At 61.6% G+C, this 16,239-nt stretch carries 14 protein-coding genes; 10 read left to right on the plus strand and 4 right to left on the minus strand.

Going from position 1 to position 16,239, the window contains the following annotated elements; genetic code table 11:
- Positions 1-35 precede the first annotated feature (35 nt).
- Positions 36-782: an NRDE family protein gene (locus EYC95_RS15120; protein WP_131061073.1), complete on the minus strand. Its 747-nt coding sequence runs from the start codon at positions 780-782 to the stop codon at positions 36-38.
- Between the two features lie 133 nt (positions 783-915).
- Between EYC95_RS15120 and EYC95_RS15125 the strand changes: the two genes are divergently transcribed.
- The 3 genes from EYC95_RS15125 to EYC95_RS15135 all read left to right on the plus strand — a co-directional run bounded on the left by EYC95_RS15125 (position 916) and on the right by EYC95_RS15135 (position 3,599).
- On the plus strand, positions 916-1,698 hold the full coding sequence (locus EYC95_RS15125; RefSeq protein WP_131061074.1) for a sulfite exporter TauE/SafE family protein: 783 nt from the start codon (positions 916-918) through the stop codon (positions 1,696-1,698).
- A gap of 74 nt (positions 1,699-1,772) precedes the next feature.
- A complete protein-coding gene (lgt, locus tag EYC95_RS15130; protein ID WP_131061075.1) occupies positions 1,773-2,579 on the plus strand; it encodes a prolipoprotein diacylglyceryl transferase in 807 nt (268 codons plus the stop codon).
- A gap of 48 nt (positions 2,580-2,627) precedes the next feature.
- On the plus strand, positions 2,628-3,599 hold the full coding sequence (locus tag EYC95_RS15135; protein ID WP_131061076.1) for a thymidylate synthase: 972 nt from the start codon (positions 2,628-2,630) through the stop codon (positions 3,597-3,599).
- Between the two features lie 126 nt (positions 3,600-3,725).
- Here the strand turns inward: EYC95_RS15135 and cadR are convergent, their stop codons facing one another.
- On the minus strand, positions 3,726-4,175 hold the full coding sequence (cadR, locus tag EYC95_RS15140) for a Cd(II)/Pb(II)-responsive transcriptional regulator (RefSeq protein WP_131061077.1): 450 nt from the start codon (positions 4,173-4,175) through the stop codon (positions 3,726-3,728).
- An 85-nt stretch (positions 4,176-4,260) separates the two neighbouring features.
- On the opposite strand from cadR, the gene EYC95_RS15145 reads away from it, so the two are divergent.
- From EYC95_RS15145 to EYC95_RS15175, 7 genes are all read left to right on the plus strand, one after another.
- Complete coding sequence (locus EYC95_RS15145; protein WP_131061078.1) at positions 4,261-6,534, plus strand: heavy metal translocating P-type ATPase; 2,274 nt, start codon at positions 4,261-4,263, stop codon at positions 6,532-6,534.
- Positions 6,535-6,550: 16 nt separating this feature from the next.
- Positions 6,551-7,414 carry a LysR family transcriptional regulator gene (locus EYC95_RS15150; RefSeq protein ID WP_131061079.1) on the plus strand — a complete coding sequence of 288 codons (864 nt, stop codon included), beginning with the start codon at positions 6,551-6,553 and terminating at the stop codon, positions 7,412-7,414.
- Positions 7,415-7,647: 233 nt separating this feature from the next.
- Entirely contained in the window at positions 7,648-8,724 is a 1,077-nt protein-coding gene (locus EYC95_RS15155) for a putative 2-aminoethylphosphonate ABC transporter ATP-binding protein (RefSeq protein ID WP_131061080.1), read from the plus strand.
- A complete protein-coding gene (locus tag EYC95_RS15160) occupies positions 8,724-10,448 on the plus strand; it encodes a putative 2-aminoethylphosphonate ABC transporter permease subunit (RefSeq protein WP_131061081.1) in 1,725 nt (574 codons plus the stop codon). Before EYC95_RS15155 ends, EYC95_RS15160 begins: the two co-directional genes overlap by 1 nt.
- Before the next feature lie 48 nt (positions 10,449-10,496).
- Positions 10,497-11,522, plus strand: coding sequence for a putative 2-aminoethylphosphonate ABC transporter substrate-binding protein (locus EYC95_RS15165; RefSeq protein ID WP_131061082.1), 1,026 nt, complete (start codon positions 10,497-10,499; stop codon positions 11,520-11,522).
- A 119-nt stretch (positions 11,523-11,641) separates the two neighbouring features.
- A complete protein-coding gene (locus EYC95_RS15170) occupies positions 11,642-12,775 on the plus strand; it encodes a TIGR03364 family FAD-dependent oxidoreductase (RefSeq protein WP_131061083.1) in 1,134 nt (377 codons plus the stop codon).
- A complete protein-coding gene (locus EYC95_RS15175; RefSeq protein WP_131061084.1) occupies positions 12,775-13,332 on the plus strand; it encodes a phosphonate degradation HD-domain oxygenase in 558 nt (185 codons plus the stop codon). Before EYC95_RS15170 ends, EYC95_RS15175 begins: the two co-directional genes overlap by 1 nt.
- Positions 13,333-13,476: 144 nt before the next feature.
- On the opposite strand, the gene EYC95_RS15180 is transcribed toward EYC95_RS15175, so the two are convergent.
- Both EYC95_RS15180 and EYC95_RS15185 read right to left on the minus strand, forming a co-directional pair.
- A complete protein-coding gene (locus tag EYC95_RS15180; RefSeq protein WP_131061085.1) occupies positions 13,477-14,853 on the minus strand; it encodes a GTPase/DUF3482 domain-containing protein in 1,377 nt (458 codons plus the stop codon).
- Positions 14,846-16,225: a DUF2868 domain-containing protein gene (locus tag EYC95_RS15185; protein ID WP_131061086.1), complete on the minus strand. Its 1,380-nt coding sequence runs from the start codon at positions 16,223-16,225 to the stop codon at positions 14,846-14,848. The genes EYC95_RS15180 and EYC95_RS15185 overlap by 8 nt, the downstream gene beginning before the upstream one ends.
- Between the last annotated feature and the right edge of the window lie 14 nt (positions 16,226-16,239).

The raw sequence follows: 16,239 nt of genomic DNA on the forward strand, positions 1-16,239 counted from the left end.
TTGCCCGCGAAGGCGTCCTCGAATACGCCGCAAATCTAAACCCTGACCTCCACTTCCCCCAAATGCCCGCCGTACGGCCCAAAACTCCGCTCAACCATCACCCGCGTCCCATCCGCCTGAACAATCAACGCCGTACTCGCCCGCGTCCCGTACGTGGGGCTGGCAATAAACACACTCGACAACAACGTCTCGGTCGCCAACCCCACCCCGGTATCCGGCAGCTCGGCAAACGGCGCTGTCTGCGGGTCGTTCAGCAAAGCCAAAAACGCCTGCGGCTGCGGATCCTCCAACACTTCCTCTAACGCCGCCCGCGCCTTGAGCAGTTTCGGCCACGGGGTGTCCAGCCCTGCGTTCGACAACCCGTAAACCCCGGGTGGCAGCATCACCGCCTCAGACGCCCGCGAATTGAAGTGCCACAGTTCGTTGGCATTACCTATCAGCAGGTTAAACCCGGCATATTCCAGCGATCGTCGGACAACGTCGCTTAAGTAATCATCAATTGGCATGTTGCCCAAGAGAAAACCCGCCACCAGCTCACCTCGCGATTTTCGTGACGGCGGCTGATGCGGATCACGGATATTGGTCAGCGCAGCGAAGCGCCCATTGGCCCCGATACCGAGCCAAGTGCCGCGGGCTTCCAGGTCGCGACCGGCATAGACCTGAGGCGCTTCGGGCCATTGCGCCAAGGGCAGGCTGGGCCGGGCATAGAATTCGTCGCGGTTTGCCGCGACGATCAGCGGCTGGGCGTGGCCCGGTCGCCAGGAGAAAACAATCAGGCACATAAGGTGGTCCTTGTGTGTTTTTTGCTCACTCTACGCAGACATCATGCTTCTATCCATCGCCATCCAGTGGAGCCTTGCACCCCGCATCCGTTACTATGCCGGTGCTTTTTTTGAGCAGCGTATAAGGAAGGCCATGGAATTTCTGCTCTATCTGGCGCTGGGCGCCTGCGCAGGCGTGCTGGCCGGGCTGTTCGGGGTTGGCGGCGGGATCATCATCGTCCCGGTGCTGGTGTTCAGTTTCACCTTGCAGGGCTTCGACGCCTCGATCCTGACCCACTTGGCGGTCGGCACGTCCCTGGCGACGATCATCTTTACGTCAGTCAATGCGATTCGCGAACATCACCGTCGCGGCGCGGTGCGTTGGCCAATTTTCGTCTGGATGACGGTAGGTATTCTGATGGGCGCCGGTTTCGGTGCGCTGACGGCCGAAGCCATCTCCGGCCCGAACCTGCAGAAAATCATCGGTGTGTTTGCATTGATCATCGCCGTGCAACTGGCGCTGGACGTCAAACCCAAGGCCAGCCGAACGGTGCCCGGCAAACTCGGTCTCACCGTGGCCGGCAGTGTGATTGGCTGGGCCTCGGCGATTTTCGGCATTGGCGGCGGCTCGTTGACCGTGCCGTTCCTGACCTGGCGCAGCGTGCCGATGCAGCAAGCCGTGGCGACGTCATCGGCCTGCGGTCTGCCGATCGCTCTGGCCAGTGCATTAAGTTTCATGATTCTGGGCTGGCACGATCCCTTGCTGCCGGCCCATAGTCTCGGTTTTATTTATTTGCCGGCGCTGCTGGGGATTGCCCTGACCAGCATGTTTTTCGCCCGCATCGGCGCTCGATTGGCTCACAGGCTGTCGCCGAAGTTGCTGAAAAGGCTGTTTGCCGCTTTGCTGTTCTGCGTAGGCCTGAGCTTCCTGCTCTAGCTCGCAATGCTGGCTTAATCCTGAGGTGGCAGCGTCGCCCGGGAATTCTGGTTTCAACTTAAAAAGGAGTCGCAATGCTGCCTTACCCGCAGATCGACCCGGTGGCTCTGGCCATCGGTCCGCTGAAAATCCACTGGTACGGTCTGATGTACCTGATCGGCATCGGCGGCGCCTGGCTGTTGGCATCGCGCCGACTCAACCGCTTCGACCCGACCTGGACCAAGGAGAAACTCTCCGACATGGTCTTCTGGATGTCGATGGGCGTTATCGTCGGCGGACGCCTGGGCTACGTGCTGTTCTACGATCTGAATGCTTATCTGGCCAACCCGACGCTGATTTTCGAGGTCTGGAAGGGCGGCATGTCGTTCCACGGCGGCTTTATCGGCGTGATGCTGGCAGCGTTGTGGTTCGGTAAAAAGAACGGCAAGTCGTTCTTCCAGCTGATGGACTTCGTCGCACCGATGGTGCCGATCGGCCTGGGTGCCGGGCGCATCGGCAACTTCATCAACGCCGAGTTGTGGGGCAAGGCGACCGACGTGCCGTGGGCGATGATTTTCCCGACCGATCCGGCGCAATTGGCGCGCCACCCGTCGCAGCTGTATCAGTTCGCGCTCGAAGGCGTGGCGCTGTTCGCCATTCTCTGGCTGTTCTCGCGCAAGCCGCGACCGACCATGGCGGTGTCCGGGATGTTCGCGCTGTTCTACGGCATCTTCCGTTTTATTGTGGAATTCGTTCGTGTACCGGACGCGCAACTGGGCTATCTGGCCTGGAACTGGCTGACCATGGGCCAGGTACTTTGCATACCGATGATCGTCGGCGGGCTGTTCCTGATCTGGCTGGCGTATCACCGCGCCCCGGCAACTCCGGCGGCCGCTGTATAAATTCGAACCCCGGGGTGACGACCCCGGGTTCAAGGACACAGGTAACTCATGAAGCAATATCTCGAACTGGTCGCCCACGTCATCAAGAACGGCACCAAACAGGCCAACCGCACCGGCGTGAACACCATCAGCTTTCCGGGCGCGATGCTGCGTTATGACCTGAAAGAAGGTTTTCCGGCGATCACCACGCGCAAGATGGCCTTCAAATCAGCCATCGGCGAGATGTGTGGTTTTTTGCGTGGCGTGAACAACGCCGCGGAGTTCCGCGCGCTGGGCTGCAAGGTCTGGGACCAGAACGCCAACGAAAACGCGCAGTGGCTGGCCAACCCGTTCCGTCAGGGTGAAGACGACCTCGGTGAGATCTACGGCGTGCAATGGCGCAAATGGCCGGCGTACAAGCAGATTCCGGTCAGCAATAAAGCCGCCATCGAACAGACCCTGAGCCAGGGTTATCGTCAGATCGCCGAAGGCGAAGAAGATGGTCGGGCTTACGTCGTTCTGTACAAGGCGATCGACCAGATCCGCCAGTGCGTCGATACCATCATCAAGGACCCGGGCAGCCGCCGCATCCTGTTCCACGGCTGGAACGTCGCCCAGCTCGATGAAATGGCCCTGCCGCCGTGCCATCTGCTGTACCAGTTCCACCCGAATGTAGAGACCAAGGAAATCTCCCTGACCCTCTACATCCGCTCCAACGACCTGGGCCTGGGCACACCGTTCAACCTCACCGAAGGCGCTGCGCTGCTGAGCCTGATCGGGCGCCTGACCGGCTACACGCCGCGTTGGTTCACCTATTTCATCGGCGACGCCCACGTCTACGAAAACCATTTGGACATGCTGAACGAACAGCTCAAACGCGAGCCGTTCCCGATGCCGAAACTGGTGATCAGCGACCGCGTGCCAGAGTTTGCCAAGACCGGTGAGTATCAGCCGGAGTGGCTGGAGTTGATCGAGCCGAGTGATTTCTCGCTGGAAGGTTACGAACACCACGCCCCAATGACCGCGCCGATGGCGGTTTAAGCCATAACACCAACCAAATGTGGGAGCGGGCTTGCTCGCGAAGAGGGAGTGTCAGTCGACAGAGATGTTGTCTGACACACCGCATTCGCGAGCAAGCCCGCTCCCACATTTGGTTATGAGGTGTTCCTAGTGGCCGTGACTGCGGCCGACATGAGAATGCTCCACCTCCGTCGCCACAACCCCGCCACTCACTTCCAGTCGCTGCAAAATCCCGCATTGATCAATATCCGGTCCTTCGCTGCAGCGTTGGCGCAGGTCGAGCAGTTGCGTCTGCAACGCCAGCAACCCGTCAATCCGCGCCTTCACGTGATAAATGTGCTCGTCGATCAACGCATTCACGCTTTCACACTGATCCTGCGGACTGTCGCGCAAGGCCAGCAGGCTGCGAATCTCCTCCAAGGTCATGTCGAGGGTGCGGCAATTGCGGATGAAGGTCAGGCGCTCGGCGTGGGCCTGGGTGTAGACGCGGTAGTTGCCGTCGCTGCGGGCCGGCTCCGGCAGCAGGTTTTCGCGCTCGTAGTAGCGGATGGTTTCCACGGCGCAGTCGGTGAGTTTCGCCAGTTCTCCGATCTTCATGACGGCAATCTCCAAATAGGTGCTTGACCCTATAGTGGCTACAGGGTCTTTACTTGGCAACAGGCACCTTCATGGACGTAACCCGATGAGCGATTCCCTTCACACCCATAAACCCGAGGCTGATCACGATCACGATCACGATCACAGCCACAAGCTGCAGCCTGTGCAGAAACATGACCACGGCGGGCACGGGGACTCTTGCTGTTCATCCAAAGCGGCAGCACCTTCGCTGATCAAGTTGAGCGACAAGCCGACCGACGGCGCACGGCTGAGCAGCTTCCGCATCGACGCCATGGATTGCCCGACGGAGCAGACGCTGATCCAGAACAAACTGGGCAAGCTTGCGGGTGTGCAGCAACTGGAATTCAACCTGATCAATCGGGTACTGGGCGTGACCCATGACCTGCCAAGCACTGCGCCGATTATCGAGGCGATCAAGTCGCTGGGCATGGTGGCCGAACCGATGGAGCAGGGCGAAGAAGCGCCCGCGCCAATTCCCGAGAAAAAGCACTGGTGGCCCCTGGCGCTGTCCGGCGTGGGTGCGCTGGCTGCAGAAGTTATCCACTTCACCAACGCCGCACCGATGTGGGTGGTGGCAATCATCGCGCTGATTTCGATCCTCAGTGGCGGCCTCACCACTTACAAGAAAGGCTGGATCGCGCTCAAGAACCTCAACCTGAATATCAATGCGCTGATGAGCATCGCGGTGACTGGCGCGATCCTGATCGGCCAATGGCCGGAAGCGGCGATGGTGATGTTCCTGTTCACCGTGGCCGAGTTGATCGAAGCCAAGTCGCTGGACCGGGCGCGCAACGCCATTGGCGGCTTGATGCAGATGACTCCGGAGCGGGCCACGGTGCAGCAAGCTGGCGGCAGTTGGGTCGAGCAAGACGTCAAAACCATTGAGCTCGGTGCGCGCGTGCGGGTTCGTCCCGGCGAGCGGATTGGCCTGGACGGCGAAGTGGTGTCGGGCAGTTCGACCATCGATCAGGCGCCGATCACCGGCGAAAGCCTGCCGATCGAGAAGACGGTGGGCGATAAGGTCTTCGCCGGCACCATCAACCAGGCGGGCTCGCTGGAATACACCGTAACCGCCGCGGCGAATAACTCGACCCTGGCGCGGATCATCCACGCCGTGGAACAGGCCCAAGGCGCACGGGCGCCGACCCAGCGCTTCGTCGATCAATTCTCGAAAATCTATACCCCGGCAGTGTTCATCTTTGCCCTGGCGGTGGCAGTGATTCCACCGTTGTTCATGGGAGCGCTGTGGTTCGACTGGATTTACCGGGCGCTGGTGTTGCTGGTGGTCGCCTGCCCATGTGCGCTAGTGATTTCCACCCCGGTGACCATCGTCAGCGGCCTTGCAGCGGCGGCGCGCAAAGGCATCCTGGTCAAGGGCGGTGTTTATCTGGAGGGCGGTTACAAGCTCGATTACCTGGCCCTGGACAAGACCGGCACCATTACTCACGGCAAACCGGTGCAGACCGATTATTTGTCGCTTGATCCAATCGCTGACGCAACCGCCCCGGCGATTGCAGCGGCGTTGGCCGGTCGCTCGGATCACCCGGTGTCGCTGGCCATCGCCAACGCGGCTGTGGATAAACAATTGGCGCCACTCATTGTGGATAACTTCGAAGCCTTGGCCGGTCGCGGTGTCCGCGGTGAAATCAACGGTCAGGTTTACCATTTGGGCAACCACCGCTTGGTGGAAGAGCTGAATCTTTGTTCGCCCGAGCTGGAAGAACAACTGTTTGCACTGGAAAAACAGGGCAAGTCCGTAGTGTTGTTGCTCGACGCGTCCGGCCCACTGGCGCTGTTCGCCGTGGCGGATACGGTCAAAGAGTCCAGCCGCGAAGCGATCCAGCAACTGCACGATCTGGGCGTCAAAACCCTGATGCTGACCGGCGACAATATCCACACCGCTCAGGCGATTGCCGTGCAAGTCGGCATCGACGAGGCCAAGGGCGATCTTCTGCCGACTGACAAGCTGCAAGCCATCGAAGCCCTTTATGCACAGGGCCATAACGTCGGCATGGTCGGCGACGGCATCAATGATGCGCCGGCGCTGGCCCGGGCCGAGATCGGTTTTGCCATGGCCGCAGCCGGCACCGATACCGCCATCGAGACCGCCGATGTCGCCCTGATGGACGACGATCTGCGCAAGATCCCTGCGTTCATCCGCCTGTCGCGGCAGACCTCGATTATCCTCAAACAGAACATCGCCCTCGCTTTGGTCATCAAGGCGATCTTTCTTGGGGTAACCTTTGCCGGGATCGCCACCATGTGGATGGCGGTGTTCGCCGACATGGGCGTGAGCCTGTTGGTGGTGTTCAACGGTTTGCGTCTGCTGCGCAAATAAGCGATGAGGAAAGGGTGTGCTGAGTGCCGAGCTGAAGGCGTTTTACATGGTTGCCCGCTTGGGCAGCATTACCCTGGCGGCGAAAAAGCTCGGCCTGAGCCAGCCCACGGTGACCACGCAAATCCGCAACCTGGAAAGTCAGTACTCGGTTGAACTGTTCTACCGTGGCGGCCGCCGCCTCAGCGTCAGCGATGAAGGCGCGCGGTTGCTGCCGATGGTCAAGGCGTTGTTGCAGCAGGAAGCGGACATCGAGTTTTTCCTGCGCAACAGCGGTCAGGTCCAGGGCACGCTGCGCATCGCCGCCACGGCGCCGTATTACATCCTCGATCTGGTGAAGACCTTCCGCGAGCGCCTGCCGCAGGTGGAGGTGTCGGTGGAGATCGGCAACTCCCAGCAGGTGCTGGAGGCGCTGGAGGATTATCGGGTCGACGTCGCCGCTTCCTCACAATTGCTCGACGATGCGCGACTGATTCGTCGGGTGCTCGGCAGCGATCCGCTGGTGTTGGCAGTGCATTGCAATCATCCGCTGGCGGTCCACGACCATGTGCCGCTCAGTGCGTTGGCCGGGCATACCTTGTTGATGCGCGAGTCGGGCTCTACGACTCGGCGATTGACCGAAGAGTTGCTGGCCAGCGCCGGGGTGAGTTTCGGGCCGCTGCTGGAGATCGGCAGCCGTGAATCGATTCGTGAGGCGGTGCTGCGCAACATCGGCATCAGCATCATCGCCCGGCAGGAAGTGCCGCATGATCCGCAACTGCGCGTGCTGACGATTGAGAATGCGCCGCAGATTCCCGAGTATTTGTACTGCCTCAAGGAACGCAAAGGCGCGCGGCTGCCGGCGGCGTTTCTGGGGTTGGCGCAGGAAATGGCCCCGGCCTAAAAGTTGTGGTGACTGGTCTGGCCTCTTCGCGGGCAAGCCTCGCTCCTACAGGGGAATGCGATCGACCTGTAGGAGCGAGGCTTGCCCGCGAAGGCGTCGGGTCAGGCAGCGCAAGACTTGAACTCTTGAACCCAAATCCCTGAATACCACTATCAGCCGTTTTTGCCTCACTGCCACATGACCGACGCATTACAAATCTAGGATGGCTCTCATCTGCTTGATGAGGCCCGTCCATGAACCACTCGATCGCAACTGCCCTGACCAACCCCGGCGCCCCGATGAAAGTGCGCGGCGTGCAGAAACGCTTTGGCGCCTTCACCGCGCTGGACAACGTATCTCTCGACGTCGCCGCCGGTGAACTGGTGTGCCTGCTGGGCCCGTCGGGCTGTGGCAAGACCACCTTGCTGCGCTGCATCGCCGGTCTGGAGAAACAAGACAGCGGCGAGTTGTACCTCGGCGATCGCGACGTTTCCCACCTGGCACCCCAGGCTCGGGACTACGGCATTCTGTTTCAGTCCTACGCGCTGTTCCCCAATCTCACCGTCGAAGCGAACATCGCCTACGGCCTCGCGGGCAGTGGTCGCGAAGAAGTGCGCCAGCGCGTCGGTCAGATGCTGGAACTGGTCGGCCTGATCGGCAGTGAGAAAAAATACCCCGGCCAATTGTCTGGCGGCCAACAGCAGCGTGTCGCGCTGGCTCGGGCATTGGCGCCGGCACCTTCGTTGCTGCTGCTCGACGAACCGATGTCGGCCCTCGACGCCCGGGTCCGCGAGCATCTGTGCACCGAACTGCGCCAACTGCAGCGCAACCTTGGCGTCACCACCCTGATGGTCACCCACAATCAGGACGAAGCCATGCTGATGGCCGACCGCATCGCCGTGATGAACAATGGCAAGGTTGAGCAGTACGCCACGCCGCAGGAAATCTACGACCGTCCGGCAACGCCGTTTGTGGCGGAGTTCGTCGGCCAAGGCAATTGGCTGCCGTTCCGCCGCAGCAGCGACAGCCACGCTCAGGTCGGCGGGATGAGCATGCGACTGGCGGATGGCAGCGCTAAAACGACGTCGGGCCGCCTGTTCTGTCGCCCCGAAGCGATCAACGTCAACCCGCCTGTGCATGAAGAAAATCTGTTCCCGGCGAAGGTTCGTGAAATCACCTTCCTCGGCAACCGCTGCCGCATGAGCTTCGAACTCGATCAACTGCCAGGCCATGCATTGCTGGCGGAACTCGCGCCGGAAGCCATGCCGCGCCTCGGAGCCCAGCAGATCATGGTCGCCTTGCCACCGCGCAGCCTGCAGGTGTTTGCCTGATGAGCGCGAACATCGCGCTGCCGATACCGCACAAGCAGGTTCGGCAGACCTCCCGTGCCGAGATCGGCGACCGGGTGTTCGTGGTCGGTGGCAAAGTCCTTTTACTGGTGCTGCTCGGCATCGCGGTGTTGATGCCGTTGCTGGCGATCTTCTGGCGTGGTTTCAGTTCCGAAGCCGGGCAGGGTGGTGGCCTGGCCGCTGCACGAGAGCTGGTGACCAGTGCGAACTTCCACTGGCTGCTCGGCAATAGCCTGAAAGTTTCCCTCAGCGTTGCGGCGATTGTCGTTCCGCTGGCTTACCTGTTTGCCTACGCGCTGCAACGCACCTTGATTCCGGGCAAAGGCATCTGGCGTGGGATGTCACTGTTGCCACTGATGGCGCCGTCGATGTTGCCGGGTATTGCGCTGGTTTATCTGTTCGGCAATCAGGGCATGTTGCGCGGTTTGCTCTCGGACAATATCTACGGCTTCTGGGGCATTGTTCTGGGCGAGGTCATCTACACCTTCCCACACGCTTTGATGATTCTGCTGTCGGCGTTGTCGCTGGCGGATGCGCGACTCTTCGATGCGGCCTCCAGCATGGGCGCCAGTCCGGCGAAAGCTTTCCGTAGCATCACCTGGCCGGCGACGCGTCAGGCTGTGTTCGCGGCGTTCTGTCTGGTGTTCACCCTGACCATCACTGACTTCGGTGTGCCTGTGGTGGTCGGTGGCGATTATCAAGTACTGGCGCTGGAAGCCTACAAAGCAGTGGTCGGTCAGCAACAATTCGGCCGCGGCGCATTGATCGGCATGGTGCTGTTGCTGCCGGCACTGTTCAGTTTTGCGGTCGATGCCTGGTTGCGTCGGCGTCATGGCGATTCCATGAGTGGCCGGGCTCAGGTGTTTCAACCGGCGCCGTCGAAGCTGCGTGATGGCTGCTACCTGGCGATCGTGTTGCTGATCTGCGCGGTGTTGCTGCTGGTGTTCGGCATGGCGGTGTACTCGTCGCTGGTGAAATTCTGGCCGTACAACCTGTCGCTGTCGCTCAACCATTATCAGTTCAACGACACGGCGGGCGGTGGCTGGCTGGCCTACGGCAACAGCGTGAAGATGGCCCTGTGCACGGCGTTGATCGGCAGCGTGCTGATCTTCACCGGCGCCTACCTGATGGAAAAAACCAAGGGTCAGCGCGGGTTGAATCTGACCCTGCGCATGCTCAGTTTCGTACCGATGGCGGTGCCGGGTCTGGTGCTGGGCCTGGGTTACGTCTTCTTCTTCAACCTCACCGGCAACCCGCTGCATGTGCTCTACGGCACCATGACCCTGCTGGTGGTCTGCACCATTGCTCACTATTTGACCACCGCGCAAATGACCGCCACCACCGCGCTGCGCCAACTCGATGCGGAGTTCGAAGCCGCCGCGCTGTCGCTCAAGGCGCCGCTGTATCGGCACTACCTGCGCGTCACCGTGCCGATCTGCCTGCCGGCATTGCTGGACATCGTGCGCTACCTGTTCGTCTCGGCCATGACCACCGTTTCGGCGGCGATCTTTCTTTACAGCCCGGACACCATCCTCGCGGCGGTGGCGGTGTTGAACATGGACGACGCCGGCAATGTCGGCGGCGCGGCGGCGATGTCGACCCTGATTCTGTTCACCTCGGCGGGCGTGTCCCTGCTGCTGGCCTGGGCCTCGCGCGGTTTGTTGCGCCGCTCCCAAGCCTGGCGACAGACCGCGCCTGGCAATTGATTCCCTGCTCCTCAACCCGAAAGCCTTCAACTCAAACAGGAAAAGATCATGTTCAAGCCCCTGGCCCTGGCCGCTGCTGTCCTCACCGCTTTCAGCCTGAACGCCTTCGCGGCGCAAACCGAGTTGACGGTGTACACCGCCCTCGAAGCCGAACAACTGAAGACCTATAAAGAAGCCTTCGAAAAAGCCAACCCGGACATCGAGATCAAGTGGGTGCGCGATTCGACCGGCATCATCACCGCCAAGCTGCTGGCCGAAAAAGCCCGCCCGCAGGCTGATGCGGTCTGGGGCCTGGCGGCCTCAAGCCTGGCGATTCTCGATCAGCAAGGCATGCTGCAAAGCTATGCGCCGAAGGACCTGGGCAAGATCGGCGGCAACTACCGCGATGCGGCCAACCCGCCAGCCTGGGTCGGCATGGACGTCTGGGCCGCGACCATTTGCTTCAACACGGTTGAAGCCGAAAAGCAGGGTTTGACCAAACCTGTGAGCTGGCAGGACCTGACCAAGCCTGAGTACAAAGGCAAGATCGTGATGCCGAACCCGGCCTCGTCCGGCACCGGTTTCCTCGACGTCAGCGCCTGGCTGCAAACCTTCGGCGAGAAGCAGGGCTGGCAGTACATGGACGACCTGCACCAGAACATCGGCCAGTACGTTCACTCCGGTTCCAAGCCGTGCAAGCTGGCGGCAGCGGGTGAGTTCCCGATCGGTATTTCCTTTGAATACCCGGCCGTTCAGTTGAAACGTCAGGGCGCGCCGCTGGACATCATCCTGCCGAAGGAAGGCCTGGGCTGGGAGATCGAAGCGACCGCTGTGATCAAGGGCACACCGCATGAAGAGGCGGCAAAGAAGCTGGCTGACTTCTCGGCAAGTCCTGCGGCGATGGAGCTTTATAAGGAGAACTTCGCGGTGCTCGCTCAGCCTGGCATCGCCAAGCCGCAGACCGAATTGCCTGCGGATTATGAGCAGCGTTTGATCAAGAACGACTTTGCCTGGGCGTCGAAGAATCGCGACGAGATCCTGACCGAATGGCGCAAGCGTTATGACGGCAAGTCCGAGAAAGTGGTTGCCAAGTAAGATTTCCATCGGCTGACAGGGCCCCTTCGCGGGCAAGCCTCGCTCCTACAGGGATACGCGTTCCCCTGTAGGAGCGAGGCTTGCCCGCGAAGGCGGCTTCGAATTCAGGGCAAAACTTCATGACACAACACAACGACATGCTGATCGTAGGCGCTGGCATTTTAGGCCTGTCCCACGCCTACGCCGCCGCCAGACGCGGTCTCAAAGTCACGGTTTTCGAACGCAGCGAAACCCCGCTCGGCGCCTCGGTCCGCAACTTCGGCCAGGCCCTCGTCACCGGCCAGCCACCGGGCCCGATGCTCGAGCTGGCCAAAGCCAGTCGCGAGATCTGGGGCCACTGGGCGCAACTGGCGGGCCTGCAACTCAAGCGCAACGGCTCGTACCTGTTCGCCCGCACCGAAGCCGAAGAACACCTGCTGGAAGCTTTCTGCGCCGGCCGAGCCGTGGAACACGGTTACCGCGTCGACCTGTTGCGCGGTGCTGCACTGCGCGACCTGTACGGCGGCCAGTTCCGCCATCACCGCGCTGCGTTGCATGGCATGGATGATCAACAACTGTATTCGCGCGAAGCGATTCCGGCGCTAATCGACTACCTGCGCCGCGACCTCGGCGTCGAGTTTCACTTCTCCACGTTGGTGCGCGACATCGAACCGGGTCGCCTGCACAGCACCGCCGGCACTTTCAGCGCCGAGCAGATCATCGTCTGCTCCGGCCACGACTATCAGACCTTGCTGGCCGAGCCGATTGCCGCGCTCAATCCGCAAATCTGTCGCCTGCAAATGCTCCGCGCCCGACCGCAGATCAACCTCAATCTGCAACACGCGTTGCTCACCGGTTTGAGTTGCGTGCACTACGGCGCTTTCGCCGATCTGCCGGAGGCGGCGGCGGTGCAGGCGCAAATCCTGCGCGAGGAACCGCACCTGCATGAAAACGGCATCCACCTGCTGATCAGCCCGACGCCTTACGGCGAATTGATCATCGGCGACTCCCACCATTACGGCAGCGATCCGTCGCCGTTCAATGTCGAGCAAGTGGATAGCTGGATGATCGAACTCGCTGAACAAACCCTGGCTTGCAAGGTGCAAGTGGTCGAGCGCTGGCAGGGTGTCTATGGTTCACGGGGGCCAGGGCCGTTCTCGTTCTTGCGGCCGATGCCGGGTGTGAGCGTGGCGCTGATGCACGCCGGGGTCGGCATGAGTGTCGGGCCGGCGATGGCCGAACGTAATGTCGCTCACGTGTTGGGGGAAGATTGATGGCGCGTCCTGAGCAAGTGATTGCCGAGGTGTTCGGTTTGTACGAGCGCTTTGGCGACAGCGATTACATCGGCGAGCCGGTGTCGCAGATCGAGCACATGTCCCAGGCGGCCGAACTGGCCATGGCCGAGGGCTTCGATGATGAAGTGGTGCTGGCCGCGTTCTTCCATGACATCGGGCATATCTGCACCGACAGCGCGCAGAACATGGGCGGTTTCGGCGTGGTCAGCCACGAGCGTCTGGGCGCCGATTACTTGCGTCGGGCTGGTTTCAGCGAACGCATGGCGCGGCTGGTGGAATACCACGTTCAGGCCAAGCGTTATCTGACGCTCAAAGTGCCCGGGTACTACGAGCGATTGAGCGAAGCCAGCCGTCGGACCCTGGAATATCAGGGCGGGGTGATGACGCCTGCCGAGGTTGAAGCCTTCGAACAGGACCCGTTGTGCGAAGTCAGTTTGCGCATGCGGCAGTGGGATGAGTTGGCCAAGGAGATGTGGGTGCCGGTGATTGATCTGGGGGTGTTGAAGGACAAGGCGTTGCGGTTGTTGGCTGCGTAATGCTTTGAGATCGAGGTGCTGCCTTCGCGAGCAGGCTCACTCCTACAGATTCCGTAGTGACTACAGAACTTGTGTCCACCACATATCCTGTAGGAGTGAGCCTGCTCGCGATGGGGCCAGCCCAAACACCATAATGACCAAGGTTTACAACTGCTGCGCCAACACCTCAACCTGCTCCTGCCTTTCCGCCTGACTCAACTTCGCCTGGGGATTCAGCGACGACCACTGCGGATGCGCCCGAGCCTTGTTCAGGGCTTCGGGCAATTTGCCTTCGCGCCAGGTCTTGTCCTGTGGCGTGGCCACCTGAATGCTGTCCATCGCCGCGTGCCCGCGCACATTCAGCGCTTGCAGCAGTTGCCGCTGACGCAATGCCAACAACCTCAACACACTGTCGTCGACCGTCAACTCTCGCTGGCCTCGGATCTTGCCCATCAACCGGCTGCCATAACTGCGGGCGGTTTGCAGCGCACCGCCGGCAATCGCGCCGGCCAGTGCCGCCGCGCCGAGGGTCAGGCCGCCCACCAACAAGTCGATCCCGGCACCGGCGGCCGCGCCAGCCGCGATACCACCGCCGACCCGGACGCCGAGTTGCTTGAGGGTTTCCGGGTTGAACAAATCATCGCCCCAACGGCCATCGAGCAGCGGCAGATCACTGGCCGCCGCGTCCTGTAAGCGGAAGGCGTAGAGCTTGAGCAAGGCTTCGACGCAGCGCTGTTCCCGTTGGCGAACGGCTTTGCGCAGTTCGCTGATGGCCTGCTGTTCCTGATCCGCATCGCTGACCACGCTGCGTCGGCACGCGGCGCAATCGATCAGCAACTCGGCAATCAGCCGCGCCGCACTTTGCTGTCGGGCCAGGCGCTGGGCCTGTTGATCGGCGATCAGGCGCTCCAATTGTTCGCGGGAGTTTTCCAGCAGCAAGGCGAGGCTTTCATAGAGTCGACGTTCGCCATCCTCGGGCGGCGCGACGCTGTCGAATCGCACCAGGGCATGCAAGCCCAACCGTGCCAGGGCTTCACGCCAATCCGGCTCGCGATGATTGGCGCTGCTGACGAAATTCAGCACCGGCAGCAGCGGTTTGCCGCAACTGGCCAGCACTTCCAGTTCGTCGCGGTACTTGGCCAGCACCGGCTCCCGGGCGTCGATCACATAGAGGCCGGCGTCCGAGGCGAGCAACTGCCGCAGCACTTTGGCTTCCTGTTCAAAGCGCTGCCGGGCTTCGCTGCCCTCCAGGAACCGTGCCAGCCGTGCCGGGCCGTCGAGGCGTTCGCCGGGGCGTTCCAGGCGTTCGAGGTAGTCGAGCAAGGCGATGGCGTCTTCAAGGCCTGGCGTGTCGTAGAGATCGAGCAAGGGCTCGCCGTCCACCGACAACCGCGCGCCTTCGACGTGGCGGGTGGTGCTGGGGCGATGGGACACTTCACCGAAACCGACATCCCGGGTGAGCGTGCGCAGCAACGAGGTTTTACCGACATTGGTGTGGCCGACCACGGCCAGCTTCAAGGGCGCTTTCCAGGTATTAGTCATGGCCGGTTTCCAGCCAGTTCACGGGCACGCAATCGGCGAACGGCAGGTCCAGCTGTTGCAGCGCCACATGCCAGTCACCCAGGCGTTCGGCATCCAGTGCTTCGCCGGGCGGCGCTTGCAGCAACCAGACACGGGTGGCGGCGGCATTGCGCGCGAGTTCGGCGATCAGTGCCAGGCTGCCACGGTCTGGTGAGCGGCGCGGATCGCAGGCAATTGCCAGGCGTGCCGGGGGAAAACGACTCAGCTGTTCGAGGAGTTTGTTGCGTGACTCGCGGCTGTCGAGGATGCCGGCGTTGTTCACGGTTTTCGGCAGTGGCGGCGGCCACGGGCGTTGATCGTCCAGCTCGATGGCCACCAGCAGTGCGCCATCGCTCTGCTGTTCACTGACACCGCTTTCCACACGATGAAGTTGCGCAGGCGCGGCATCGCTGATGCCGAGGCGTTCGCTGGTGGGCATCAGGCGTTCGCGCAGTTGGGCATAACCGGGCAGGTTCAAATCCAGGCGCAAAGTTGCCTGACCAGATTTCCAGCGCCACCGGCAGAACACCGCCAGCAACAGACGCGGCAACACGCCGTAGACCAGCAACACGCCCACCAGCCATGCCGCCCAGGCCTGACGGGCGCTTTCGATGTTCAGCGCGGCATCGCCACTGGCGCGGATCATCTCCACAGTGGGCACGCTGAAACCGAGCAACGCTGGCAGGGCGCCGAGGGCCTGGGTCATGGCGACGAAGGTTTCGCCGCGCAGAATAGTGGTTTCCCAGACGAAGCCGTAGCGCCGGGTCGCCATGAGCGTCAGCAAAATCGCCAGGGCGCTGAGCATCGCCAGTAACCACAAGCCATTGACCAGCACGCCGATCGCCCAGCGATTGAGTTTCTGTCGCTGCAATAACAGCAGCAGCGCTGGCGCCAGTTGCGCAGCTTTGGCATCCCGGGCGAGTTTTTCGCTGAGCCACAGCCACAAGCGTCCAAGGCTGGCGCCGTGTTCACCGGCAAACACCAGCCCCAACGCCCAGCTCAACAACAGAATCAGATTGAGCCCAAGCAGACTGCCCAAGGCCCAAAACACATTCACCGGGGTCTGGCCGTCACCCAGCGCGGCAAACGCCAGGCCCGCGCCGCTGACAATGGCCAGCACCGCCATGACGATCAGCGCCAGTCGCGCACCTTGCAGCCAATGTTTGAGGGCGTCGGCCAAGCCGTCGCGCTCGGCCAGCCACACCGCCCGGCGCTGAATGCGCGTCGGCAGGTCGCCGCCGGCGCTGCGGGCCAGTCGGTTGGCTTCCAGATCATCCAGGGGGCCGGCGTGTTCTTCACGCAGGCGCACCGTCTCGGTCAGCCAGAGGTTTTGCAGTGGAGTCAGTTCCGTCACGCGGCATCCCGTCG

Origin of the sequence: Pseudomonas sp. BGI-2 (assembly GCF_004310295.1) — a bacterium.
Lineage (GTDB): Bacteria > Pseudomonadota > Gammaproteobacteria > Pseudomonadales > Pseudomonadaceae > Aquipseudomonas.

Coding starts and splice junctions, on each gene's coding strand:
- EYC95_RS15120 (WP_131061073.1), bottom strand. CDS start 782: ATGTGCCTGATTGTTTTCTCCTGGCGACCGGGCCACGCCCAGCCGCTG.
- cadR (WP_131061077.1), bottom strand. CDS start 4,175: ATGAAGATCGGAGAACTGGCGAAACTCACCGACTGCGCCGTGGAAACC.
- EYC95_RS15135 (WP_131061076.1), top strand. CDS start 2,628: ATGAAGCAATATCTCGAACTGGTCGCCCACGTCATCAAGAACGGCACC.
- EYC95_RS15155 (WP_131061080.1), top strand. CDS start 7,648: ATGAACCACTCGATCGCAACTGCCCTGACCAACCCCGGCGCCCCGATG.
- EYC95_RS15175 (WP_131061084.1), top strand. CDS start 12,775: ATGGCGCGTCCTGAGCAAGTGATTGCCGAGGTGTTCGGTTTGTACGAG.
- EYC95_RS15145 (WP_131061078.1), top strand. CDS start 4,261: ATGAGCGATTCCCTTCACACCCATAAACCCGAGGCTGATCACGATCAC.
- lgt (WP_131061075.1), top strand. CDS start 1,773: ATGCTGCCTTACCCGCAGATCGACCCGGTGGCTCTGGCCATCGGTCCG.
- EYC95_RS15170 (WP_131061083.1), top strand. CDS start 11,642: ATGACACAACACAACGACATGCTGATCGTAGGCGCTGGCATTTTAGGC.
- EYC95_RS15125 (WP_131061074.1), top strand. CDS start 916: ATGGAATTTCTGCTCTATCTGGCGCTGGGCGCCTGCGCAGGCGTGCTG.
- EYC95_RS15180 (WP_131061085.1), bottom strand. CDS start 14,853: ATGACTAATACCTGGAAAGCGCCCTTGAAGCTGGCCGTGGTCGGCCAC.
- EYC95_RS15160 (WP_131061081.1), top strand. CDS start 8,724: ATGAGCGCGAACATCGCGCTGCCGATACCGCACAAGCAGGTTCGGCAG.
- EYC95_RS15165 (WP_131061082.1), top strand. CDS start 10,497: ATGTTCAAGCCCCTGGCCCTGGCCGCTGCTGTCCTCACCGCTTTCAGC.